A 22,487-nucleotide genomic window follows, 5' to 3' on the forward strand; every position below is an offset into this window, starting at 1 on the left:
CCCGGGGGCCGCAAAGGACGGGAACACCGGCAACAAAAAAGCCCCGCATCCGCGGGGCTTTTTCGTGTCCGGCTGTAGGGAGCCTTACTTCTTCTTCGGCGTGGGGGCCGAGTAGACGAAGTTGTCGAAGGTGTTCTCGGCGACGCGGAACCACAGATATTCCTCGTCGCGGAACTTCCGCCACTGCTCGTAGATCTTGCGGAACTTCTCGTTCTTCGCGGCCTCTTCCTCGTAGACGTCGAAGGTCGCCTGATAGCAGGCCTGAAGGATGTCGCGCGGATAGGGCTTCAGGATGGTGCCGGCGCCGACCAGACGCTTCAGCGCGTGCATGTTCACCACGTCGTACTTGCCGACCATGTCCGCGGTCGCGTCGGCGCAGGCGGCTTCCAGAACCGCCTGATAATGCTTCGGAAGCTGCTCCCACTGCGGCAGGCTGACGAGGAAGGACACCTGCGGGCCGCCTTCCCACCAGCCGGGGTAGTAGTAGTACTTGGCGACCTTGTTGAAGCCGAGCTTCTCGTCGTCGTAGGGGCCGACCCACTCCGCCGCGTCGATGGTGCCCTTCTCCAGCGCCGGATAGATGTCGCCGCCGGCGATCTGCTGCGGAACGACGCCCAGGCGCTGCAGGATGGTGCCGGCATAGCCGCCGATGCGGAACTTCAGGCCCTTCAGGTCCTCCACCGTCTTCAGCTCGTTGCGGAACCAGCCGCCCATCTGGGTGCCGGTGTTGCCCGCCGCGAACTGGATGATGTTGTAGCCCTTGAAGAACTCGCGCATCAGTTCCATACCGCCGCCGTGCGTCATCCAGGCGTTCTGCTGGCGCGCGTTCAGGCCGAAGGGCATCGCCGCGTCGAAGGCGAAGGTCGGGTCCTTGCCGACGTAATAGTAGGAGACGGTGTGGCCGCACTCGACGGTGCCGTCCTTCACGGCGTCCAGCACCTGAAGGCCGGGGACGATCTCACCGCTGGCGAAGGTGCGGATCTGGAACTTGCCTTCGGTCATCTCCGCGACGCGCTTGGCCACCCGCTCGGCACCGCCGTAGATGGTGTCCAGGCTCTTGGGGAAGCTGGAGGCGCAGCGCCACTTGATCTCCGGATTGCTTTGGGCAATGGCGGGAGCGGCCAGCGTGCTGGCGGCGACGCCGACACCGGCGCTGGTGAGGAAAACACGGCGTTTCATGGATGTCTCCTTGGGTCCTCTCGTCCCGGCGCGGGTGCACGCCGCCGTTCCGGCCCCCGGGAAGGGAGCGCGGCGTGCAAGCCGAAAGGCAATTGGGTGGAAGTTGTCGGCAACGCCGGATCGACGTCACCGTGCGGGTCACGGGATGGGACTGCCGGGACCGACCGGTCGCCGTGCCAACTCTGTGCCTTCACACGGATCTGTGGTGACCATGCGCGTGCCTCCCTGAGGCCCGGTGTTCCGCCGGCCCTGGCACCCCGTTCGGGGCACCGCTTTCGCCGATGGTACCGAGTCCGTTTTGATAGGGTAACTATGCCGGAATCGCGGGGCAGTGTTCAAGTCCGAGCATGGCTCGGCCCTACCAATTCGGGAATTTTCCGTCCGAAATTCCGCCATAAGTGAAGCGGGGGGCCAAGAGCCCCCCGATTGCGCGCAACTTTAGGTGAAACGATTGACCTTCGGGAAGCCGTTGGGCGGCATTTTCCCGACACCCGCGCGGTTGCCCAGCCAGCCCGTTAGGTTGGTGACGTTGAACTGCCGCTCGCCGTGCTTCCAGCTCAAGCCGTCGGCGATGGCGAAGACCTTCAGGTCGGACAGGCTGCCGTCCTTGTATTTCTGAAGCTGCACGCCCTTGCCGCGGGCCATCACCGGCACCTGCTCCAGCGGGAAGACCAGCAGCAGGCGGTTGTTCCCGATGACGGCCACATGGTCGCCCTCCGCCGGGATGCAGATCCGGGCGTCCTTGTTGTCGTCCGGGTTCAGGATCTGCTTGCCGGCGCGGGTCTGGGCGAGAACCTCGTTCTCCTCCACCTGGAAGCCGCGCCCGTCCTCCGACGCGACCAGCAGGCGGCGGTCGGGCTGGTGCCTGAACAGGGTGATGATGTCCGCCTCGTTGCCGAGGTCGATCATCAGCCGCACCGGCTCGCCGAAGCCGCGTCCGCGCGGCAGCTTGTCGGCGGACAGCGTGTAGAACTTGCCGTTGGTGCCGAAGACGAGGAGTTTGTCGGTGGTCTCGCAATGGACCCAGAAGCCTTCCCGGTCGCCTTCCTTGTACTTCACCTCGTCCCGCTCGGCGTCGGTCAGATGGCCGCGCACCGCGCGAATCCAGCCCTTCTGGGAGCACAGCACGGTCAGCGGCTCGCGCTCCACCATGGCGTCCACGGGGATGTCGATGACCGCGGCGGCCTCCGCCACTTGCGTCCGGCGGTCCTCGCCGAAGCGCTTGCGCGTGTCCTCCGTCTCCTTGCCGATGGTCTTCCAGCGCAGGGATTCGTCGGACAGCAACGTGACCAGCCCGGCCTTCTCGGCGGTCAGCGCGTCGTTCTCCCGCTGGATCTCCATCTCCTCCAGCTTGCGCAGGTTGCGCAGCCGCATGTTGAGGATGGCCTCGGCCTGCACCTCCGTCAGGGAGAAGGCGCGCATCAGCTCCTGCTTCGGCTCGTCCTCCTCGCGGATGATGCGGATCACCTCGTCCAGGTTCAGATAGGCGATGAGATAGCCGCCCAGCACCTCCAGCCGGTGGTCGATCTTGGCCAGCCGGTGGCGGGACCGGCGCTCCAGAACCTCCATCCGGTGGTCGAGGAAGGCGTCCAGCACCTCGAACAGGTTCATGACGCGCGGGACGTTGTCCTTGTCCAGCACGTTCATGTTCATGGCGAAGCGGATTTCCAGATCGGTCGTCTGGAACAGCGAGGCCATCAGAACCTCGGGGTCGACGTTGCGGCTCTTCGGCACCAGCACGAGGCGCACGTCCTCCGCCGACTCGTCCCTCACGTCCTCCAGCAGCAGCAGCTTGCGGTTGGTCAGAAGCTCCGCGATCTTCTCGACCAGACGGGCCTTCTGCACCTGATAGGGAATCTCGGTGACGACGACCTGCCAGGTGCCCTGCCCCAGCTTCTCCACCTCCCACTTGGCGCGCAGGCGGAAGGAGCCGCGGCCGGTCCGGTAGGCCTCCACCACGTTGGCGCGCGGCTCCACCAGCACGCCGCCGGTCGGGAAGTCGGGGCCGGAGATCAGGGTGACCAGATCCTCGATCCTCGTCGGGGCCGGCTTCTCCTTGCCGGCCAGCACGGCCTTCACGCAGTCCTGCTTGTGCTTCAGCACCAGCCGAAGGGCGGAGCAGAGCTGGGCGGCGTTGTGCGGCGGGATGTTGGTCGCCATGCCGACCGCGATGCCGCTGGAGCCGTTGGCCAGCAGGTTGGGGAAGTTGGCGGGCAGGACCGCCGGCTCGTCCCCGTCGCCGTCGTAGGTCGGGCGGAAATCGACCGCGTCCTCGTCGATGCCTTCCAGCAGGGCCTTGGCGACGTCGGTCAGGCGCGCCTCGGTGTAACGCATGGCCGCGGCATTATCGCCGTCGATGTTGCCGAAGTTCCCCTGCCCATCGACCAGCGGGTAGCGCACCGCGAAATCCTGCGCCAGACGGACCAGCGCGTCGTAGACGGAGGTGTCGCCGTGCGGATGGAACTTGCCGATCACGTCGCCGACCACGCGGGCCGACTTCTTGGGTGGCGTCGAGGGGTCCAGGCGCAACTGGCTCATGGCGTAGAGCAGCCGCCGGTGCACCGGCTTCAGCCCGTCGCGCACGTCGGGCAGCGAGCGCGCCATGATGGTGGACAGCGCGTAGCTCAGATACCGCTCGCTCAGCGCGTCGCGGAGCGGCTTCTCCTGGATGTCGAGGACGGGGTCTTGGGCAGGGTCTCGGGACGTCATGGCGTGTGGATACCAAATCTAGCGGCCACGCGCCACCGTGTTCTCGTAACGTTCTCTTAATCGCAGCCGCGCCGGCGGCAGGGGTCCGTTCAGCAGGTGACGCTCCAGGAAATGGCCGGTCAGGCGCAGCCCCTCCCCGACCGCCTGCGGCCCGCCGCCGCCCAGCCCGATCAGGAATCCGGGCAGCGGCAGCAGCCGGTCGCGGTAGGGCTCCCCGGCGGAGGCCGACACCGCGCGCCCGGTGCGCGGGCTGACATAGGCGAGGTAATCGTTGGCTCCGGTGACCGCGCAGCGGTCGAGATCCAGCCCGAATCCGAGTTCGGCGAGCAACCCGACCTCCCACCGCACGTAGGACTCGGCCCAGGCGTCGCCGCCCAGCAGGCCGAACAGGGCCAGCAGGCCGTCGAACAGCGCGGGGTGCGGCTCATGCTCCGGCAGGGCGGCCTCGGCCAGCGCGCAGGCGGCTGTCAGGGCGGCGAGTCGCGGCGCGTCGTCCAGAAAGGCGGCGGAATAGCCCTGCACCACCTCCAGCGTCAGGTTTCCCAGATGCTCCGGAAGGCGCCCGCGCCAGCGCGCCGACACCAGCGTTCCGGGCTCCAGCGCCGCCCGCGTCCGGCTGGACCGCCCGCCCATGACCATTCCGGCGTGCCGCCCGTGGTCCCTGGTCAGCAGAGTGGCAACCGCCGAGGTCTCGCCATGCGGGCGGGCCGACAGCACGATGCCCTGATCGGACCATTCCATGCTTCCGCCTCCTCACGTTGACGGGACGTTCCCGATTCCCGCAGTGCGCCCGGTGGCGCCTGGAACCGCCCGCAAGGCGGGTCCGGTCATCTTTTCCACCAGCATGACGCAAATCCATTGCAAGGGGGCTTCATTTCTCGTTCACCATTCGGGCACTATGGTGCGGTTCCAAGGATTGCGGGCGCGCCGCGGCGGTGAGGGGGCTTTGAACAGCACGATCGAGCGATATCTGCTGGCCGAGAAAGCCGGCTCCGAGGGCGTCTGGGACTGGGACCTCCGCAACGATACGATGTTCCTGTCCCCCCGCTTCAAGGAGTTTCTCGGCCTGCCGCCGGGCGAGGTCAATCGCCCGGAAGATTGGCTCGACCGCGTGCACCCGGACGACATCGACTGGCTCTACGCCTCCTTCGAAGGCCAGATGGTCGGCGTCTCGCTGCCTTTCCAGATCGAACACCGCGTCCGCCGGACCGAAACCGGTTTTTCCGCGGGCGACGGCGAGTCCAACTGGCGCTGGCTGGTCTGCCGCGGCATGGCGGTGATGGACGAGTCGGGCGATCCGGTCCGGCTGGTCGGTTCGGTCGCCGACATCACCGACCGCAAGCACGCCGAACGCCAACTGCGCCGGAGCGAGGAGCGCTACGCGCTCGCCGCAGCGGCCAGCAACGATGGGTTGTGGGACTGGGACCTGGACGCCGGGACCGTCTATTACTCGCCCCGCTGGCTGTCGCTCCTCGGACTTGAGGAAGGCGGAGTCGGCAACAGCCCGGACGAATGGCTGGAGCGCGTCCACCCCGACGACCGCCACCCGCTGCGCGCGGCGCTGGACGCGCTCGGCGGCGACAACACCGTCTTCCAGATCGAATACCGCATGCGCCACGCCGATGGCGGCACCCGCTGGATGGCCTGCCGCGGCATCGCCGTTCTGGACGGGCAGGGCCGCCCGGTGCGGCTGGTCGGCAGCCAGGCCGACGTGACGGACCGCAAATCCGCCGAACAGCGCCTGCTGCAGAGCGAGGAGCGCTACGCGCTGGCCGCCGCGGGCGCCAACGACGGGCTGTGGGACTGGCGGCTGGACACGGACGAGGTCTATTACTCCCCGCGCTGGGTGGCCATGCTGGGCTTCGCCGGGGACAGCCTGTCCAACCGCATCGCCGAATGGTTCGACCGCGTGCACCCCGACGATCTGGCCGGGCTGCGCACCGCCATCGACCTGCATCTGACCGGCGAGCGGGAGCATCTCCAGCACGTCTTCCGCATCAGCGCCGCCGACGGGGACGAGCTGTGGATGCTGGTCCGCGGCCTCGCCGTGCGGGACGGGACGGGACGGTCGGTGCGAATCGCCGGGTCGATGACCGACATCACCGCCCAGAAGCGGGCGGAGCAGCAGCTTCTGTTCGACGCCTTCCACGACGGCATGACCGGGCTGCCCAACCGCACCCTTCTGCTCGACCGAATCGGGCAGGCTCTGGACCGCAACCGGCGGGCCGGCGGGAAGGCCTTCGCCGTCATCTTCATCGACCTGGACCGCTTCAAGTCGATCAACGACGCGCTGGGCTCCAGCGTGGGCGACCGGCTGCTGAAGACCATCGCGGAGCGGCTGGACGGAACCCGCCGCATGGGCGACACCCTGGCCCGCCTGTCGGCGGACGAGTTCGCCATGCTTCTGGACGGCATCGACGACGTGGGCGACGCCCTGTCCGCGGCGGAGCGCATGGGCGAGGCCATCGCCATGCCGCTGGCGCTGGACGGGCACGAATTCGTCCTGTCCGCGTCCATCGGCATCGCGCTCAGCGTCTCCGGCTACGACCGGGCGGAGGAGATGCTGCGCGACGCCAGCCTCGCCATGTACCGGGCCAAATCCGGCGGGCGGGCGCGAATCGACGTGTTCGACAGCAACCTGCGCCGTCAGGCGATGGCCCAGATGCGCACGGAAACCGACCTGCGCATGGCGCTGGAGCAGGACCAGCTCTGCCTCTTCTACCAGCCGATCGTCGGGCTGTCCTCCGGCCGAATCGCCGGGTTCGAGGCGCTGATGCGCTGGAAACACCCGGAGCGCGGGCTCGTCCCGCCGGGCGAGTTCATTCCGCTGGCCGAGGAATCGGGCCTCATCGTTCCCATGGGCCGCTGGGCGCTGCGCGAGGCGGCGCGGCAGCTCGCCCAATGGCAGGCCCGTTTCCCCCGCCCCACCCCGCTGTTCATGAGCGTGAACGTCTCCTCCCGCCAGTTCAGCGACGACGACCTGATCGGGCTGGTGAGCGAGGTGCTGGAGGAAAGCCGGGTCCCGCCCTCCAGCCTGAAGCTGGAGATCACGGAAAGCCTGCTGATGAAGGACCCGGCGAAATGCCGGGTGCTGATGCAGCGCATCCGCGACATGGACGTGCGCCTGTCCATCGACGATTTCGGCACCGGCTATTCGTCGCTGTCCTACCTGCACAAGTTCCCGGCGGACACGCTGAAGATCGACCGCAGCTTCGTCCAGGCCATCTCGTCGGGCGAAGGCAACGCCGCCATCGTTCAGGTGATCGCCACGCTGGCCGCGATCCTGGGCATGGACGCGGTCGCCGAAGGCGTGGAGACGGAGATGGAGTCGGAGTTCCTGCGCGACATCATGTGCAAGTACGCGCAGGGCTACCTCTACGCCCGCCCCGCCCCCGCCGACGCCATCGAGGCGCTGCTCGTCCGGGAGGCGGAGGAGCCGCTGGCCGTCCCCAGCCTGGTGTAGGGCGTTTCCCGCCCCCATCCAACGGACACTTCCCCCGGCCCCGCCCTTTGTGCGACTGTCCGCGCTCTTTCACCAGGACAGACCAGGAACTCGCGTTATGGCCGACCGCAATTGCGGAGAATGCACGCTGTGCTGCAAGCTGATGGGCGTGCCCGAACTGAAGAAGCCCTCGGCCAAGTGGTGCGTGTCCTGCGACCAGGGCAAGGGCTGCACGGTCTATGAGGAGCGCCCGCAATCCTGCCGGAACTTCCAATGCTTCTGGCTGATGGACGAGAACTTCCCCGACGAATTCCGGCCCGACCGCATCCACGCGCTGGCCGCCTTCAACGATGTGAAGGACAGTTGCGTCCTCCACGTCGATCCGGCCAAGCCCCGCGCGATGTCCAGCCCGGAGGTCAACGCCCTGATCGACGCCCTGCTGAAGTCCTATGCCAAGGTGTTCGTTCTGTCCGGCAAGGAAAGCGCGCTGATCCAGCGCTGAACCGGCCCCGCGCGAACCTCGCTCGTCAGCGGCGGCGCAGGAGGGTCACGCCGTCGCCGACGGGCAGCATGCACAGGGCCACCCGCTCATCCTCCAGCCGGGCGGCGTTGAAGGCGCGGAAGGCTTCGGTCTTCTCCTTGCGGTCGCTGGGGTCGGCGACGCGTCCCCGCCAGAAGGTGTTGTCGGCAACGATCAGCCCGCCGCGCCGCACGAGCCGCAGGCACCGCTCGTAATAGGCCGCGTAGTTCTCCTTGTCGGCGTCGATGAAGGCGAAGTCGAAGGAGTCGCTTCCGCCGTCGGCGATCAGGTCATCCAACCCGTCGAGCGCCGGCCCGATGCGCAGGTCGATCCGGTCGGTGACCCCGGCCTCGGCCCAGGCCGCGCGGGCCAGCGCCGTCCAGCCTTCGCTGATGTCGAAACTGACGACTTTGCCGCCACCCGGCAGGCTCAGCGCCACCGTCAGGGCGCTGTAGCCGGTGAAGGTCCCGATGTCCAGGGTGCGGCGGGCGCCGATGGTCTCGACCAGAAAGGCCAGCAGTTGGCCTTCCTCCGGCGCGATCTGGTAGTGGGCCTCGGTCAGTTGGGCCGTCTCCGCGCGCAGCCTCGCCTGGACCGGCGTTTCGCGCAGCGAGGTGTCGAGCATGTACCGGTAGATCGCCTCGGGCATGAACATCGACTGCACGGTCACGGCATCGTCCCCCTTGCTGGCCGCCCGCGTCTCGCGGACTCCCGAGCACAGGTAATGCCGCAGGGGATCGCGCTGTTCCGGCGGACGGCATCACCCCCCGCGGAAATTCAGGAGGCTCGGCGCCTTGTCGATGATCTCCTCCAGGATCAGGGAGGCGGTTTCCAGATCGCGCTCCAGATCCGCGCCCAGCTTGCCGGCGTAGTTGGGGCGCTGCAGCTTCTCGTGGGCGTCGTGCAGGCTGCGCAGTTCCGCCACGAAGATCTCGCGGGCGCCCATGGGCAGGATCGGGTTGGCCGACAGCACGAAGAAGAAGCGCATGCTGGCGCGCACCAGCAGCGCCAGCATGACCGTGTCCAGCCGCTCGAACTGGTCCCGCAGGTCGTCGGAGCGGGTGTCCACGAGGTTGCGCAGCCGTTGCTCGATCAGGATGACGAGCGCCTGGAACTCCCCCACCTTGTCGCGGAATTCGCGGTAGGCGCCGAAGCTGTGCTTGCTCGCCTCATGCTCGGCCAACTGGGCGAGCTTCGATGCCTCCCGGCACTGGCGCTCCAGCGCGGACAGCAGTTCCTTGACCTCGGCGCGGGTGTATTGGCGCTTGCTCATGACGGCGGAAAGCCCCTTCGACGCGACGGCCTGCCCTATAGCACGAAGTCCGGCGCCGGTCACGGTGGTGCTTCACCCGTGCGCCCCTCAGTGGTCCGCCGCCGCCGGCTTGCCGCCGGGACGCCGCACCAGCGGCATCAGCAGAAGCCCAGCGAAGAACACCCCGGCCATCAGCAGAAGGCAGTCGTTGAAGGTCAACACCATCGCCTCCCGCTCCACCATGCGGGCCAGCGTCTTCATGGCCGCGGCCTGCGGGTCGGCGACCATCCCGTCGAACGTGGCGGTCAGCCCGTCCAGCGTCTCCTGCACCAGCGGGCGGGCGAGGTTCAGGTTGTCGCCCAGCCGGTTCATGTGCAGGGCCGCCCGCTCCAGGATCACCGTGTTGATCGCCGCCAGACCGATGGCACCGCCCAAATTGCGCATCAGGTTGTAGAGGCCCGACGCGTTCTTGAGCTGCTCCGGCGGCAGGGTGCCGAGCGCGATGCTGTTCACGGGGATGAAGCACAGCATCAGCGACAGGCCGCGCACCGCCTGCGGCAGGAACAGCTCCCAGAAGCCGGACTGGTTGGTCAGGTGGGCGTTCAGCCAGACGCCCGTCCCGAACAGGCACAGCCCCAGCGCCAGCATCGCCCGCAGGTCCATCTTCTTCGACAAGGCGCCGGCGATGGGGGCGGACAGGAACTGGAAGGCGCCGGTCACGAACATGATCGTGCCGATCTGCAGACTGTTCAGCCCGCGCACCCGCGCCAGGAACAGCGGTTGCAGATAGACCGCCCCGTAAAGCCCGATGCCGATGATGAAGCTGTAGAGCGACCCGATGGCGAAGTTGCGGTCCAGGAAGGCGCGCAGTTCCACGATCGGGTTGCGGTAGGTCAGCACCCGCCAGAAGAAGCCCACGGCGGACACCGCGGCGACCACGGCGAAGACCGCCACATACTCGTCCTCGAACCAGTCCTGGCGCGGGCCCTCCTCGACCACGAACTCCAGGCTGCCGAGGAAGGCGGCCATCAGCCCCAGCCCGACGAAGTCGAAGCCCTTGCGCAGCGCCGGGTTGGGCTTGTCCACGTCGACCAGCGTCCAGACCAGCGCCGTCACCGCGATGCCCGGCAGCACGTTGGCCAGGAACAACCAGTGCCAGGAGAAGCTCTGCGTCAGCCAGCCGCCCAGCGTCGGGCCGAGCGTCGGCGCCATGGTGGCGACCAGACCGATCATCACCGACACGCCCGCCCGCTTTTCCGGAGGGAACAGGGAGAAGCTGGTGGCGAAGACGGTCGGGATCATCGCGCCGCCGATGAAGCCCTGAAGCGCCCGCCACACGATCATCGATTCGATGCCGGAGGTGAAGGCGCAGGCCACGCTGGTCAGGGTGAAGCCGGCGGCGGCGATGGTGAACAGCACGCGGGTGGAGAGAATCCGCGCCAGCATGCCGGACAGCGGGATCATCACCACCTCGGCGATGAGGTAGGAGGTCTGCACCCACGCGATCTCGTCGGCGCTGGCCGCGAGGCCCGCCTGGATTTCCGACAGGGAGCTGGAGACGATCTGGATGTCCAGGATCGCCATGAACATGCCGACGACCATGGCCAGGAATCCCAGCCAGTCGCGCGTGGTCACCGGGCGCGGCCCCGCCGCAGGCGAGGAAGGAGCCGCCGCGTCAGCCGGGGGAGTGGCGTTGCGGGCGGAGGGCGTGTCGTCGTTGGTGATGGCGGTCATGGTCGCCCTCTCCAGGACGAAAGGAGTTGTCGGCTCACGCCAGGGCGCGGTTACTTGGACGCGACCGTCCGGCCGGGGACCAGCGCGCCCAGGACGGTGCCGGCGATGTGGGGCTGCTCCTCGGCGCCGCGGGTGTCCACCTCCGCGACCACGGACAGGCCGGGGCGCAGCAGACCGGACAGGGCGCTGTCGCGCGGCAGGGCGATGCGGACGGGCACGCGCTGGACGATCTTGGTGAAGTTGCCGGTCGCGTTCTCCGGCGGCAGCAGGCTGAACTGCGAGCCGGAGGCCGGGGCGAAGCTTTCCACCCGGCCCAGCAACGGCTTGCCGGGGTAGGCGTCCACCTCCACCGTCACCGGCTGGCCGGGGCGCATGCGGGCGAGCTGGGTCTCCTTGAAATTGGCGACCACATAGACGTCGGGCAGCGGCACCAGCGAGAGAAGCTGGACGCCCGGACGCGCGTACTGGCCGACCTGGACGCCGCGGTTGCCCACCACCCCGTCCACCGGGGCGCGGATGACCGTGTTGTTCAGATCGTTGCGCGCGGTTTCCAGGGCCGCCTCCGCCTGACGCAGGCGGGCCTCGGTCTCGCTGCGGCCGGCGTTCAAAACGCCGACCTGATCCTTTTCCGCGGCCAGCGCCGCGCCGGTGCGGGCGGTCTCGGCCACGGCCTTGCGCAGGTCGGCGTCCGCCGTCTCGAACTTCTGGCGGCTCGCCCAGCTTTCGCTGGCCAGCGCGCGGGTGCGGTCGAAATCCTGCTGGGCGCGGCGCTGTTCGGCCTCGGCGCTGGCGACGGACGCCGCGGCCTGGTCGATGATCGCCTTCTGAAGCCGCAGCTTGCTGTCGATGGTGCCGAGCGCCGCCCTCTGCGCGGCGACGTTGGCCTCCGCCTCGGCGAGCTTGGCGCGGAAATCCTGGTCGTCCAGAACCGCCAGAACCTCGCCCGCGGCCACCTGCTGGTTCTCCGCCACCCGGACATCCCGGACATAGGCGGAGACCTTGGGGCTCACCACCGTGATGTCGCTGTGGACGTAGGCGTTGTCGGTCGACTCGAAGAAGCGCCCCTCGGTCCACCAGCCCCAGCCGGCGTAGCCGCCTCCGGCCAGAGCCGCCACCGCCACACCCGACAGAACGATCTTCCGCACGGCCTTGACCATCGTATCCTGCCCGCCTTCTTTGGCCACCCGTTTCGGTTCCGTCCTGCCGCGGGCCGGCTTTCCGCCGCTCCGCCGAAACTGAACCGTTCAGTTTAGTCTTGCGAAAAGATGATCGCGGGCCCACCTGCTGTCAAGAGTGAACTGAACGGTCTAGTTTTAACGTTTGGGATTGTGGTTGAATGCGGAACGCGCTACGGCAGCGGGGTATCGGCGCAGGTATCGGCGCAAGGGGCCCCGCAAGCACCGCCGGCACTGTTGAAGAGCATGGCGCAGGACAGGCTGCAGGACACGAGGAACGCATGAGCACGCTGGTCGCCCCCACCCCGGAGGCAGGATCGAAGCCCGCGCAGATCCTGGAGGCCGCCGGAAAGCTGTTCCTGGACCACGGCTACGGCGCCGTCAGCATGGACGCCATCGCCAAGACCGCCAACGTGTCCAAGGCGACGCTCTACGCCCATTTCGGCAGCAAGGACGAGCTGTTCCGCGCCATGGTCGCCCTCGAATGCAAGGGGCAGACGATGGCCGCCGTCTGCGAGGAGGCGCGGCGGCTCGACATGGCCGAGGGGCTGCGCCTGATCGCCCGCCATTTCGTCACTCTGGTCCTGTCGCCGAAGGCGCTGGCCGGATACCGCGTGGTGGTCGGCGAGGCGCACCGCTTCCCCGAACTGGCCAGCGCCTTCTACGAGGCCGGCCCGGCCCGCACCATGGAGCAGATCACCGCCTTCATGGCCGACCTCGACCGGCGCGGCCTGCTCTCCATCCCCGATCCGCAACTGGCGGCGGAGCAGTTCGTCGGCCTCATCAAGTCGCACACGCACCTGCGCTTCCTGCTGTGCCTGACCGAACGCCCGACGGAGGAGCAGTTGACTCGGATCGTGGACGGCGCGGTCACCCTCATCATCCGGGGCTACGCCCCGTAACGGGCCGGCGCTCAGCGGCCGCCGTCGAAGGTGATCATGATTTCCAGCACCCCGTCGGCGTCCTGCCGGGCGTCGCGGAAGGTGGCGATCTCGCCGGGAAGGATCTGGGACGGCACCGGTTCGACGGACCAGCTCTTCAACGGCTGGCGGTCCGCCCCCAGCGCGGTGACCCGGATGGCCGGGACCGTCCGCGCGGTCTCGGAGACGTTGACGATCTGCCCGTCCACCACCAGGACCGGCTTCCCGTCCTCCACCCTCTGCTCGGACCGCAAGTTCTGGATCGAAAGGCCGGTCCCCGGCGGCTCCACCGGCAGGCCGACCGTCTCGTAGAGCAGGGCCGCCGGGGGCCACAGCCGCACGATGGTCCCGCGCCCGAAATAGCCGGCGGCGCCGAGGGCCACCAGAACCGCCAGGAAGGCCCCCCAGCCGATCGTCGCCCGGCGCCGCGCGTCCGGTTCGGCCGCGGGCTTCGCCGGGGCCTGCTTCCTTTGGGGCGGCGGGGGCGGAGGCGGATGGAACTCGGTCACCTCGTCGGAATGGAAGACCGGCTCTTCCTCTTCCGGCGATTGCCACCACATGTGGCCGCATTGGGCGCAACGCACCTTCCGGCCCTGCGGACCGACCGCCGAATCGGCAAGAGTGTACCGTGTGGCGCAGGCCGGGCAGGTGATGATCATAGATGCCGATCGTGGTCACCGAAATTGCAGAATGTCGTTATAGGTAGTCATGAGGTATGAAGCAAGGAACGCTCTGGCGACGCCCGCGGGGGTGCCGCCGGGCCGGGCGGGTCGGACGGCGGTGGACGCGCCGGCCCCTGCCGGTGCATTGTCCATCCGCGCACCGGGCGGGACGCCGCCGGGGTGCGCCGTTGCGCCGTTGGTGGGACCGTGATCCGTTTCGAGAATGTGGGACTGCGCTATGGCACCGGACCGGAGGTGCTGCGCGACATCAGCTTCACCCTGCCGCCCGGTTCGTTCCACTTCATGACGGGGGCGAGCGGGGCCGGCAAGTCGTCGCTGCTGAAGCTGATGTATCTGGCGCTCCGCCCGTCCCGCGGGCTGGTCACCCTGTTCGGGAAGGACATGGCGCGGGTCAAGCGCGCCGACCTGCCGGAGCTGCGGCGCCAGATCGGCGTGGTGTTCCAGGACTTCGCCCTGCTCGACCATCTCTCGGCGCTGGACAACGTGGCCCTGCCGCTGCGCATGGGCGGGGCGCGCGAGTCGGACGTGGTGGAGCACTGCACCGAGATCCTGCGCTGGGTGGGGCTGGGCAACCATCTGCACTCCCTGCCCTCCACCCTGTCGGGCGGGCAGCAGCAGCGCGTCGCCATCGCCCGCGCGGTCATCAACCGCCCGCGCCTGCTGCTGGCGGACGAGCCGACCGGCAACGTGGACGACGGCATCGGCATGCGCCTTCTGTATCTGTTCGAGGAGCTGCACAAGCTGGGCACCACCGTGGTCATCGCCTCCCACAACGAGGCGCTGATCCGCCGTTTCGAGCACCCGCGCCTGATGCTGGAGAACGGGCGCCTGCACGTCCTGCCGGCGCAGGCCGCGCGCTGGGCCTGAGTCCTTAGGGAAGGAGACACGCCATGGCCCTGCCGCCGCTGACCCGCCGAAGCTCCGACCTGCCGCTGGCGAAGGACCCGACCTCGCGCTTCCTCATGTGGCTGACGGCGCTGATGGTCTATTTGGCGGCCCTGGCGCTGGCCGGGGCGCTGCTCGTCTCCGACATGACGCGGCGCTGGGACAGCGGTCTGGCCGGCGGGCTGACGGTCCAGATCATGCCGCTGCCGGACAGCGCCCAGGCCGCATCGCTTGAGGAGCGGACGGAATCCGCGCTGACCGTCCTGCGGTCCACGCCCGGCGTCGCGACCGCCAGCGTCCTGTCCGCCGGCGACGTCGGGCGGCTTCTGGAACCCTGGCTGGGCAAGGAGGCCACGGACCCGCTGCTGCCCATGCCGCGGCTGATCGACGTGATGACCAACGGGCCGGTGGACACGGCGGCGCTGACGGCCCGGCTGTCCTCCGCCGCCCCCGGCGCCACGCTGGACGACCACGCCGTGTGGCTGGCCGACCTGCGCCGCTTCGCCGGGGCGATGCATCTGGCGGCGCTGGGAATCGTGGGGCTGATCGGCGGGGCGGGTGTGATGGCGGTGATCTTCGCCGTGCGCTCCGGCCTCGCCATCCACCGCCATGTGGTGGAGTTGCTGCACCTGATGGGAGCCACCGACCGCTACGTGGCGCGGCAGTTCGAATCGCACGTCATGGGCCTGACCCTGCGCGGCGGGCTGACCGGGCTGCTGCTGGCCGCCGGCACGCTGGGCGGAATCGGGCACGCCGCCGCCGGGCTTCACGCCAGCCTGCTGCCGGACCTCGCCACTTCTCCCTGGTGGGCCCTGGCCGCTCTGGGCGCCGTGCCGCTGGCCGCCTGCCTGCTGGCCGCGCTGACCGCGCGCTGGACAGTGCTGCGCACGCTGGAGTCGATGCCGTGACCACGCTCCCGCCCCGTCCATCCGGAGGCTGAGGGATGGCGCTCCCCTTGCGGCGTGCCCGGTTCCTCCGGGCCTTGAGACGGCTGCTGCTGCTGGCGGTGTGGTGCGGTCTCCTGTGGACCGGCGGGCTGTTCTGGTTCGCCGCGTCGATTCCGCGCAGCCCGCCCCAACCCGGCAGCGCGGAGGCCACCCGAGCCACCGACGCCATCGTCGTGCTGACCGGCGGCAGCGGGCGGCTCAGCACCGGGCTGGAGTTGCTGGCCGACGGGCGGGCGGCCAGGCTGTTCGTGTCCGGCGTCTACGAGGGGCTGGAGGTGCAGGAGCTTCTGAAACGCTCCCGCCAGTTCCCGGGCGAGATGGAATGCTGCATCACGCTCGGCTATTCCGCGGACAGCACCGTCGGCAACGCCTACGAGACGGCGGACTGGCTCCGCGCCCAGGGCTTTACCTCCATCCGGCTGGTCACCGCCAACTACCACATGATGCGCAGCCTTCTGGAGTTCCGCATGGTGATCCCGGAGGTGGCGGTGGTGCCCCACCCCGTCGCCTCCCCCAACGTGCATCTGAACGACTGGTGGCTGTGGCCGGGCACCGCGAATCTGCTGATGACGGAGTACAACAAGTACCTCGTGACCTACGCGCGGTCCCTGCTGGTCTCCGTCATCGGCAGCCGGTGATGCCGTCCGTTCAGGTGAACCAGGCGTCCGAGATCCCGGTGCGCCCCATCACCGTGAGGGTGCTGCCGTCGGACAGGGAGAAAACGGTGTTCGCACCCGAAACCCTGGCTCCCGCGATCAGTTGGGCAACGGTGACGCCGGCAAAACTCAACGTGTCTTCCACCGGGTTGAAATCGAACACGGTGTCGTGTCCGCTTCCGATTCCGAAGAAGAAGACATCCTGTCCAGCGCCGCCGATCAGCCAGTCGTCGCCGGCGCCTCCATTCAGGTGATCGTTGCCATCTCCGCCGAACAGCGTGTCGTTGCCGGCGTCTCCGAACAGCGTGTCGGCGTCGGCGCCGCCATCGATCAGGTCGTCGCCGCTGCCACCGCCCAGAAGGTCGTCGCCATCCCCGCCCAGGATCGAATCGGCTCCCTCACCGCCGGCGATGGTGTCCGCTCCCCTGTCGCCGGTCAGCAGATCGTCGCCGGCCATTCCGAAGATGAGGTCGGCGCCGGAACCGCCGATCACGGTGTCGGCTCCGCCCTCCCCGAGCAGCGTGTCATCTCCGTCGTCACCGCTGACGAGGTCCGCCCCATCGCCACCGCCGACGAGATCGCCGCCGTCCCCACCCAACAGCGTGTCGTTGCCGCCCCCGCCGACGAGGGTATCGTTCCCGCCTTCCCCGGAAAGGAAGTTGTGGCCGCTGGTTCGGATGAGAAACTCGCCGCTCGTGCCGCCGCGCACCGTATCGTTGGCATTGCCGGACGAAAGATTGGCAACGGACGGATTGTCCGGGGGTGGTTGGTAGCCCGGCAACACCAGAACGCCCGGTGCTCCCGAAAGCTGCTCCAGGACCAGTTCCTTGTTCAGAATGATGGTGCGGTCCATCATGCCGTCGCCGTCCCGGTCGATCTCGATCAGCGTGTTGTTGGCTGCGACCCGGTAATAGATGAACCCCTTGCCCCGATAGCCGTCCGGCACGCCGGGATACGGCAGCTTTCCAAGGAAGGGCATTCCCAAGGCGGACAGATCGATGCGGTCGTTCTCGCCGAAATCGGTGATCTGCACGGACTCATAGCTGTTCGTAGCCAGGATGCGGAAGACGTCGTGCCCGGCGCCGCCAGTCATGACGTCGTTCCCGTCCCCACCAACCAGCGTGTCGTTCCCGGCGCCGCCGGACAGCGTATCCGCACCGGCCCCGCCGACGAGGCTGTCGTCGCCGTCACCGCCGTCCAGACGGTCGTTGCCGCCGAGACCGCGCAGGACATCGTTTCCGGCGCCGCCGGACAGGGTGTCGTGGCCGCCTCCGCCATCCAGCGAATCGTTCCCGCCGGTGCCATTGATCGAACGGTCCTGCACGCGGACCAGCATCCCCGAAGAACCGGCAAGCTCCTCCAGAGCATGCGCTCCTTCCAGCGTGATGCTCCGGCTCATCATGCCGTCGCCATTGCCGTCGATCACGATCTGGGTGTTGCCGGCGACGACGCTGTAGCGAACATGCCCTATTCCGCCGTAGCCGGCGGGTATTCCCACAAGCGGCGCCTGTCCGATGAAGGGCAGGTTCAACGCGGTCAGATCGATACGGTCGCCGTCGCCGAAATCCTTGATCATGGCATGGGAATAGCCCGCTTCCGGGGCAAACCGGAACGCGTCGTTCCCAAGGCCGCCGGTCAGGGTGTCGGCTCCCATCCCGCCGTACAGCGTATCGTCGCCATCACCACCCACGAGATGATCGTTACCTGATCCACCGGGAAAATAGGGCATGACAGCAACCTCGACGCGATGAATACTCCATCAAGTGCTTACCACCTCACGCGCCAACTTTCAACTCAAAGTGGATTTCCGTCGCGCGACATCTCCTCGCACGGCGCGGATCGCGACGCGCTCGCGACGCCGGTCCGGATTGACCGTCGCCATCAGCATGAGTTGTGTCCCCCTGAGCAGATTTCTCCAGGCCCGCCCATCCGTGGACGGAGTTCGGAAAGCATGATCCAGCCCCAAGGGCCTTCTCCCGATCGGCGAGCCCGGGCGACGCTCCGTGCTTGAGAAGCTGATCGAATCCTGACAAGTTCCGGCCATGATCTTCCTGCGCTCCCTCGCCTTCAACGTTGCCTTCCACGTGTGGACGGCGGTCATCTGCGTCGGCATCCTGTGGACGCTGCTGCTGCCGCGGCGTGGCATGATCCGCGTGATCACCTGGTATTTCAGCACCGTGGCGTGGCTGGAGCGCACGCTCGTCGGAATCCGCTACGAGGTGCGCGGGCGGGAGCATGTTCCCAAGAGCGGGTCCTTCCTGCTGGCCGCCAAGCACCAGTCGGCCTGGGAGACGATGAAGCTGCACTTCCTCGTCGACGACCCGGCGATCATCCTGAAGCGGGAGCTTCTGTGGATTCCCATCTGGGGTTGGTACGCCGCCAAGTCCCGCATGATCGCCGTGGACCGCGGCGCCAAGGGGCGCGCCGTCGCCTCCATGGTCAGGAACGCCCGTCCGGTGCGGGACGAGGGGCGGCCCATCGTGATCTTCCCGCAGGGCACGCGCGTCGCCGTCGGCACCTACCGCCCCTACCGGATCGGTGTGGGCGTGCTGTACAAGAGCCTGGACATCCCCATTGTGCCGATGGCGCTGAACGCCGGCCTCTACTGGGCGCGCCACAGCTTCATCAAGCGGCCGGGCACCGTGATCGTGGAGTTCCTGCCCCCCATCCCGCCGGGTCTGGGCCGCGCCGAGGCCATGCGGGAGCTTGAGGAACGGCTGGAGGCGGCCACCGACCGGCTGGTCGTCGCCGCGGGCGGCCCGGCCACCGTGCGCCCGGCGCCGACGACGAAGCCCGTACCCTCCACCGCCCCGCGCGAGACCAGCGCCGCGTCCTGAACCGTGGCCTGAACCGTGGCCTGAACCGTGGCCTGAACCGTGGCCTGAACCGCGCTTCCGCAGGGCATGCGGGAACGCAAACGGAACGGCCCGGTTGACCATCCGGTGGATGGTCCCTACTCTTCCGTACATGCGGAAGGAAGGAAGCTGCATGCCGGACATCGCCGCCATTTCCCAGCGGATCTGGGACATGAAGTACCGCTTCAAGTCCGCCGCGGGCGAACCCATCGACCAGAGCATCGCCGACACATGGCGTCGTGTCGCCGCCGCGCTCGCCGCCGCCGAGGCCGATCCCCAGCTCTGGGCGCCCCGTTTCGAGGAGGCCTTGTCCCGCTTCGAGTTCCTGCCCGCCGGGCGCATCCTGGCGGGGGCCGGCACGGGCCGCTCGGTGACTCTGTTCAACTGCTTCGTGATGGGGACGATCGAGGACGACCTCGGCGCCATCTTCGCCCATCTGCGCGAAGCGGCGCTGACCATGCAGCAGGGCGGCGGCATCGGCTACGACTTCTCCACCCTGCGGCCCAAGGGCGCCCTCGTGAAGGGCGTCGGCGCCGACGCCTCCGGCCCGCTGTCCTTCATGGACGTGTGGGACGGCATGTGCCGCACCATCATGTCGGCGGGCGCCCGGCGCGGTGCGATGATGGCCACGCTGCGCTGCGACCACCCGGACATCGAGGATTTCATCGACGCCAAGCGCGAGCCCGGGCGGCTGCGCATGTTCAACCTGTCGGTCCTCGTCACCGACGCCTTCATGGACGCCGTGCGGGCGGACCGGCCCTGGCCGCTGGTCTTCGGCGGGCGGGTGCACCGCGAGGTGCGCGCCCGCGGCCTGTGGGACCGCATCATGCAGGCCACCTACGCCTACGCGGAACCCGGCGTGATCTTCATCGACCGGGTGAACGGGCTCAACAATCTCAGCTATTGCGAGTCCATATCTGCAACCAATCCTTGCATCACCGCCGACAGTTGGGTGCAGACCGCCGAAGGCCCGCGCCTCGTGGCGGATTTGTTGGGCCGACCCTTTGCAGCGGTGGTCGACGGCACCCCCTTTCCATCGACACCGGAGGGATTCTTCCGCACCGGCAGCAAGCCGGTTCTGCGGATCGTGACCAAGGAAGGCTTCACGCTGCGGGCCACCACCGATCACCCTGTCCGGACCGTCACCCGGCAAACCCGTTACACCCGTGAGGAGGAGTGGAAAGCCACCGGAGCGCTGGTGCCGGGCGATCTGGTCGTCCTCAACGATCATGGCGGCAACCATCATGGCGGCGGGCTGCGGTGGGATGGCGCCTATGGCGAGGCGGAAGGCTACCTGACCGGCCTGCTCGTCGGCGACGGGACGCTGAAGGAGGACAAGGCGGTTCTGTCCGTATGGCCGGGCGAAGCGGTTGCGAACGCTCCGTCCACAAGGCCGGGTGTCGCCGGGGTGATGGAGGCGGCTCTGGCCGCCGCGCGCAGCTTGCCGCACCGCGCCGACTTCGTCGGCTGGGTCCCGGTGCAAGGCCGCGGCGAACGGCGGATGGCTCTCGGCGCGTTGAAGCGGATCGCGGGCAGCCTTGGCATGGCTCCCGGAATCAAGGAGATCACGCCGGCCTTGGAACGGACGTCCAGCGACTTCTACCGCGGATTCCTGCGCGGCCTGTTCGACGCGGACGGCACCGTTCTAGGCGATCAAACGAAGGGTGTCAGCGTCCGGCTGGCGCAGAGCGACCTGGACCGGCTGCGAGCGGTGCAGCGGATGCTGCTGCGGCTCGGCATCGTCGGCCGCATTTATGCCGAGCGCCGCCCGCCCAGCCTGAGACTGCTGCCCGATGGCAAGGGCGGGCGCAAGGCATATCAATGCAACGCCGACCACGAACTGATCATTGCGAACGACAATCTGGGCCGCTTCGCCGAGCGCATCGGCTTCGCCGACCATGAGAAGCGGGCCAGACTGACCGCCGCCCTGAAAAGCTACCGCCGCACGCCGAACCGGGAGCGCTTCGTCGCCGAGATCGCGTCCGTCGAGGAGGACGGGATCGAAGACGTCTTCGACGTCCGGATTCCCGGTTTGCACGCCTTCGACGCCAACGGTCTCCTGGTGCATAACTGCGGCGAGCAGCCGCTTCCCCCCTATGGTGCCTGCCTGCTCGGTTCGATCAACCTCGCCGCGCTGGTGCTGGACCCGTTCGAGGAGACCGCCCGGCTCGACACGGCCCGGCTGAAGGAGCTGACCGCTCTGGCGGTCCGGATGATGGACAATGTGGTGGACGCCTCGCGCTTCCCGCTGGAGCAGCAGGCGCGGGAGGCCCGCGCCAAGCGCCGCATCGGGCTGGGCGTCACCGGGCTGGCCGACGCGCTGATCCTCTGCCGCACGCGCTACGGCAGCGAGGCGGCGGTGGCGCTGACCGAGTCCTGGCTGGGGACGGTCCGCAACGAAGCCTACCGCGCCTCGGCCCTTCTGGCGGCGGAGAAGGGAGCCTTCCCGCTCTACGACCGCGACGCCTATCTGGACGCCCCGATGGTCCGTGGGCTCGACGCGGACGTGCGCGCCCTGATCGCGGAGCACGGCATCCGCAACGCCCTGCTGACCTCCATCGCCCCGACCGGCACGATCTCGCTGTTCGCCGACAACGTGTCCTCCGGCATCGAACCGGTCTTCTCCTACAGCTACGACCGCACCGTCCTGATGCCCGACGGCACCCCCCGGACGGAGGAGGTGAGCGACCACGCCTATCGCCTGTTCCGCGCGCGGTTCGGGGAGGACCACCCCTTGCCCGATTATTTCGTGGACGCGCAGTCCCTGACCCCGGCGGAGCATGTGGTGATGCAGGCGGCGGCCCAGCGCCATGTCGACAGCTCCATCTCCAAGACCATCAATTGCCCGGAGGACCTGCCCTTCGACGCCTTCAAGGACGTCTATTGGCAAGCCTACGAGCTGGGCTGCAAGGGCTGCACCACCTACCGCCCGAACGAGGTCACCGGCGCCGTGCTGTCGGTGAAGAAGGAGGGCGCCGCCGCCACACCGCCTTCGATCACCGCCGCCGTCGCGGCCAAGCCGCCCGACCGTCCGGAAACCCTGCCGGGCGAAACCTACAAGGTGCGCTGGCCGGACAGCGACCACGCCATGTACATCACCATCAACGACATCGTGGAGGGCGGGCGGCGCCGGCCTTTCGAAGTCTTCATCAACTCCAAGAACATGGAGCATTACGCCTGGACCGTGGCGCTGACCCGCATGATCTCCGCGGTGTTCCGCCGCGGCGGCGAGGTCGGCTTCGTCGTGGAGGAGCTGAAGGCGGTCTTCGACCCGCGCGGCGGCGCCTGGATGCAGGGGCGCTACGTGCCTTCTCTTCTGGCGGCCATCGGGGACGTCATCGAACGGCATCTGAAGGCCATCGGCATGCTGCCGGACGACGGGACGCCAATCGCCTTTCCGGCCCCACCCGCCATCGAAGCGGAGCGGGCCAACCTCCGCCAATGCCCGAAATGCGGCCAGCCGGGACTGATCCGGCAGGAGGGGTGCGACAACTGCCTGAACTGTGGCTATTCGAAATGCTCCTGACCGC

The 22,487-nt window shown here is 68.3% G+C and carries 17 protein-coding genes; 8 read left to right on the forward strand and 9 right to left on the reverse strand.

Annotation, left to right across the window (positions count from 1 at the left end; all coding sequences use genetic code 11):
- Positions 1–84: 84 nt before the first annotated feature.
- From DS843_RS07235 to recO, 3 genes are all read right to left on the reverse strand, one after another.
- Positions 85–1,179 (reverse strand): TRAP transporter substrate-binding protein, encoded by a 1,095-nt coding sequence (locus DS843_RS07235; RefSeq protein ID WP_149468218.1) that lies wholly within the window; start codon positions 1,177–1,179, stop codon positions 85–87.
- A 438-nt stretch (positions 1,180–1,617) separates the two neighbouring features.
- On the reverse strand, positions 1,618–3,888 hold the full coding sequence (gene parC, locus DS843_RS07240) for a DNA topoisomerase IV subunit A (protein WP_149468219.1): 2,271 nt from the start codon (positions 3,886–3,888) through the stop codon (positions 1,618–1,620).
- Positions 3,889–3,906: 18 nt separating this feature from the next.
- Positions 3,907–4,629, reverse strand: a complete 723-nt coding sequence (gene recO, locus DS843_RS07245) for a DNA repair protein RecO (protein WP_149468220.1) — start codon at positions 4,627–4,629, stop codon at positions 3,907–3,909.
- Positions 4,630–4,834: 205 nt separating this feature from the next.
- On the opposite strand from recO, the gene DS843_RS07250 reads away from it, so the two are divergent.
- Positions 4,835–7,351 (forward strand): sensor domain-containing protein, encoded by a 2,517-nt coding sequence (locus DS843_RS07250; RefSeq protein WP_149468221.1) that lies wholly within the window; start codon positions 4,835–4,837, stop codon positions 7,349–7,351.
- Positions 7,352–7,448: 97 nt separating this feature from the next.
- The gene (locus DS843_RS07255) at positions 7,449–7,832 is read left to right on the forward strand and encodes a hypothetical protein (RefSeq protein WP_094303475.1); all 384 of its coding nucleotides are present in this window, start codon (positions 7,449–7,451) and stop codon (positions 7,830–7,832) included.
- A gap of 25 nt (positions 7,833–7,857) precedes the next feature.
- Here DS843_RS07255 and DS843_RS07260 read toward each other — a convergent pair whose 3' ends face one another.
- The 4 genes from DS843_RS07260 to DS843_RS07275 all read right to left on the reverse strand — a co-directional run bounded on the left by DS843_RS07260 (position 7,858) and on the right by DS843_RS07275 (position 11,981).
- Positions 7,858–8,520 carry a class I SAM-dependent methyltransferase gene (locus DS843_RS07260; RefSeq protein WP_149468222.1) on the reverse strand — a complete coding sequence of 221 codons (663 nt, stop codon included), beginning with the start codon at positions 8,518–8,520 and terminating at the stop codon, positions 7,858–7,860.
- 90 nt (positions 8,521–8,610) lie between these two features.
- Positions 8,611–9,123, reverse strand: a complete 513-nt coding sequence (locus tag DS843_RS07265; RefSeq protein WP_149468223.1) for a hypothetical protein — start codon at positions 9,121–9,123, stop codon at positions 8,611–8,613.
- An 87-nt stretch (positions 9,124–9,210) separates the two neighbouring features.
- Positions 9,211–10,836 (reverse strand): DHA2 family efflux MFS transporter permease subunit, encoded by a 1,626-nt coding sequence (locus DS843_RS07270; RefSeq protein ID WP_149468224.1) that lies wholly within the window; start codon positions 10,834–10,836, stop codon positions 9,211–9,213.
- A 50-nt stretch (positions 10,837–10,886) separates the two neighbouring features.
- Positions 10,887–11,981: an HlyD family secretion protein gene (locus DS843_RS07275; protein WP_475849056.1), complete on the reverse strand. Its 1,095-nt coding sequence runs from the start codon at positions 11,979–11,981 to the stop codon at positions 10,887–10,889.
- A gap of 311 nt (positions 11,982–12,292) precedes the next feature.
- Here DS843_RS07275 and DS843_RS07280 point away from each other — a divergent pair, with 311 nt between their 5' ends.
- Positions 12,293–12,913, forward strand: a complete 621-nt coding sequence (locus DS843_RS07280) for a TetR/AcrR family transcriptional regulator (protein WP_149468225.1) — start codon at positions 12,293–12,295, stop codon at positions 12,911–12,913.
- 11 nt (positions 12,914–12,924) lie between these two features.
- Here the strand turns inward: DS843_RS07280 and DS843_RS07285 are convergent, their stop codons facing one another.
- Positions 12,925–13,590: a DUF3426 domain-containing protein gene (locus DS843_RS07285; RefSeq protein ID WP_149468226.1), complete on the reverse strand. Its 666-nt coding sequence runs from the start codon at positions 13,588–13,590 to the stop codon at positions 12,925–12,927.
- 210 nt (positions 13,591–13,800) lie between these two features.
- Between DS843_RS07285 and ftsE the strand changes: the two genes are divergently transcribed.
- Genes ftsE through DS843_RS07300 form a run of 3 tightly spaced genes read left to right on the forward strand, consistent with a single transcriptional unit; the run spans position 13,801 to position 16,084 of the window.
- Positions 13,801–14,481, forward strand: a complete 681-nt coding sequence (ftsE, locus tag DS843_RS07290) for a cell division ATP-binding protein FtsE (protein ID WP_149468227.1) — start codon at positions 13,801–13,803, stop codon at positions 14,479–14,481.
- Between the two features lie 23 nt (positions 14,482–14,504).
- A complete protein-coding gene (locus DS843_RS07295; protein ID WP_149468228.1) occupies positions 14,505–15,407 on the forward strand; it encodes a cell division protein FtsX in 903 nt (300 codons plus the stop codon).
- Between the two features lie 35 nt (positions 15,408–15,442).
- Entirely contained in the window at positions 15,443–16,084 is a 642-nt protein-coding gene (locus tag DS843_RS07300; protein ID WP_149468229.1) for a YdcF family protein, read from the forward strand.
- A gap of 10 nt (positions 16,085–16,094) precedes the next feature.
- Here DS843_RS07300 and DS843_RS07305 read toward each other — a convergent pair whose 3' ends face one another.
- The gene (locus tag DS843_RS07305; protein ID WP_149468230.1) at positions 16,095–17,831 is read right to left on the reverse strand and encodes a calcium-binding protein; all 1,737 of its coding nucleotides are present in this window, start codon (positions 17,829–17,831) and stop codon (positions 16,095–16,097) included.
- Between the two features lie 313 nt (positions 17,832–18,144).
- Here DS843_RS07305 and DS843_RS07310 point away from each other — a divergent pair, with 313 nt between their 5' ends.
- Together DS843_RS07310 and DS843_RS07315 are read left to right on the forward strand one after the other, a co-directional pair.
- Entirely contained in the window at positions 18,145–18,939 is a 795-nt protein-coding gene (locus tag DS843_RS07310) for a lysophospholipid acyltransferase family protein (RefSeq protein ID WP_149468231.1), read from the forward strand.
- Positions 18,940–19,090: 151 nt separating this feature from the next.
- Complete coding sequence (locus DS843_RS07315; protein WP_149468232.1) at positions 19,091–22,483, forward strand: LAGLIDADG family homing endonuclease; 3,393 nt, start codon at positions 19,091–19,093, stop codon at positions 22,481–22,483.
- The last annotated feature ends 4 nt before the right edge of the window (positions 22,484–22,487 follow it).

The organism is Roseomonas genomospecies 6 (assembly GCF_008365375.1).
Classification (GTDB): Bacteria; Pseudomonadota; Alphaproteobacteria; order Azospirillales; family Azospirillaceae; genus Azospirillum.

Excerpts from the sequence above, each read along its gene's own strand:
- DS843_RS07235 (WP_149468218.1), bottom strand. The coding sequence starts at position 1,179 with ATGAAACGCCGTGTTTTCCTCACCAGCGCCGGTGTCGGCGTCGCCGCC.
- parC (WP_149468219.1), bottom strand. The coding sequence starts at position 3,888 with ATGACGTCCCGAGACCCTGCCCAAGACCCCGTCCTCGACATCCAGGAG.
- recO (WP_149468220.1), bottom strand. The coding sequence starts at position 4,629 with ATGGAATGGTCCGATCAGGGCATCGTGCTGTCGGCCCGCCCGCATGGC.
- DS843_RS07255 (WP_094303475.1), top strand. The coding sequence starts at position 7,449 with ATGGCCGACCGCAATTGCGGAGAATGCACGCTGTGCTGCAAGCTGATG.
- DS843_RS07265 (WP_149468223.1), bottom strand. The coding sequence starts at position 9,123 with ATGAGCAAGCGCCAATACACCCGCGCCGAGGTCAAGGAACTGCTGTCC.
- DS843_RS07270 (WP_149468224.1), bottom strand. The coding sequence starts at position 10,836 with ATGACCGCCATCACCAACGACGACACGCCCTCCGCCCGCAACGCCACT.
- DS843_RS07280 (WP_149468225.1), top strand. The coding sequence starts at position 12,293 with ATGAGCACGCTGGTCGCCCCCACCCCGGAGGCAGGATCGAAGCCCGCG.
- DS843_RS07285 (WP_149468226.1), bottom strand. The coding sequence starts at position 13,590 with ATGATCATCACCTGCCCGGCCTGCGCCACACGGTACACTCTTGCCGAT.
- DS843_RS07295 (WP_149468228.1), top strand. The coding sequence starts at position 14,505 with ATGGCCCTGCCGCCGCTGACCCGCCGAAGCTCCGACCTGCCGCTGGCG.
- DS843_RS07300 (WP_149468229.1), top strand. The coding sequence starts at position 15,443 with ATGGCGCTCCCCTTGCGGCGTGCCCGGTTCCTCCGGGCCTTGAGACGG.
- DS843_RS07305 (WP_149468230.1), bottom strand. The coding sequence starts at position 17,831 with ATGCCCTATTTTCCCGGTGGATCAGGTAACGATCATCTCGTGGGTGGT.
- DS843_RS07310 (WP_149468231.1), top strand. The coding sequence starts at position 18,145 with ATGATCTTCCTGCGCTCCCTCGCCTTCAACGTTGCCTTCCACGTGTGG.
- DS843_RS07315 (WP_149468232.1), top strand. The coding sequence starts at position 19,091 with ATGCCGGACATCGCCGCCATTTCCCAGCGGATCTGGGACATGAAGTAC.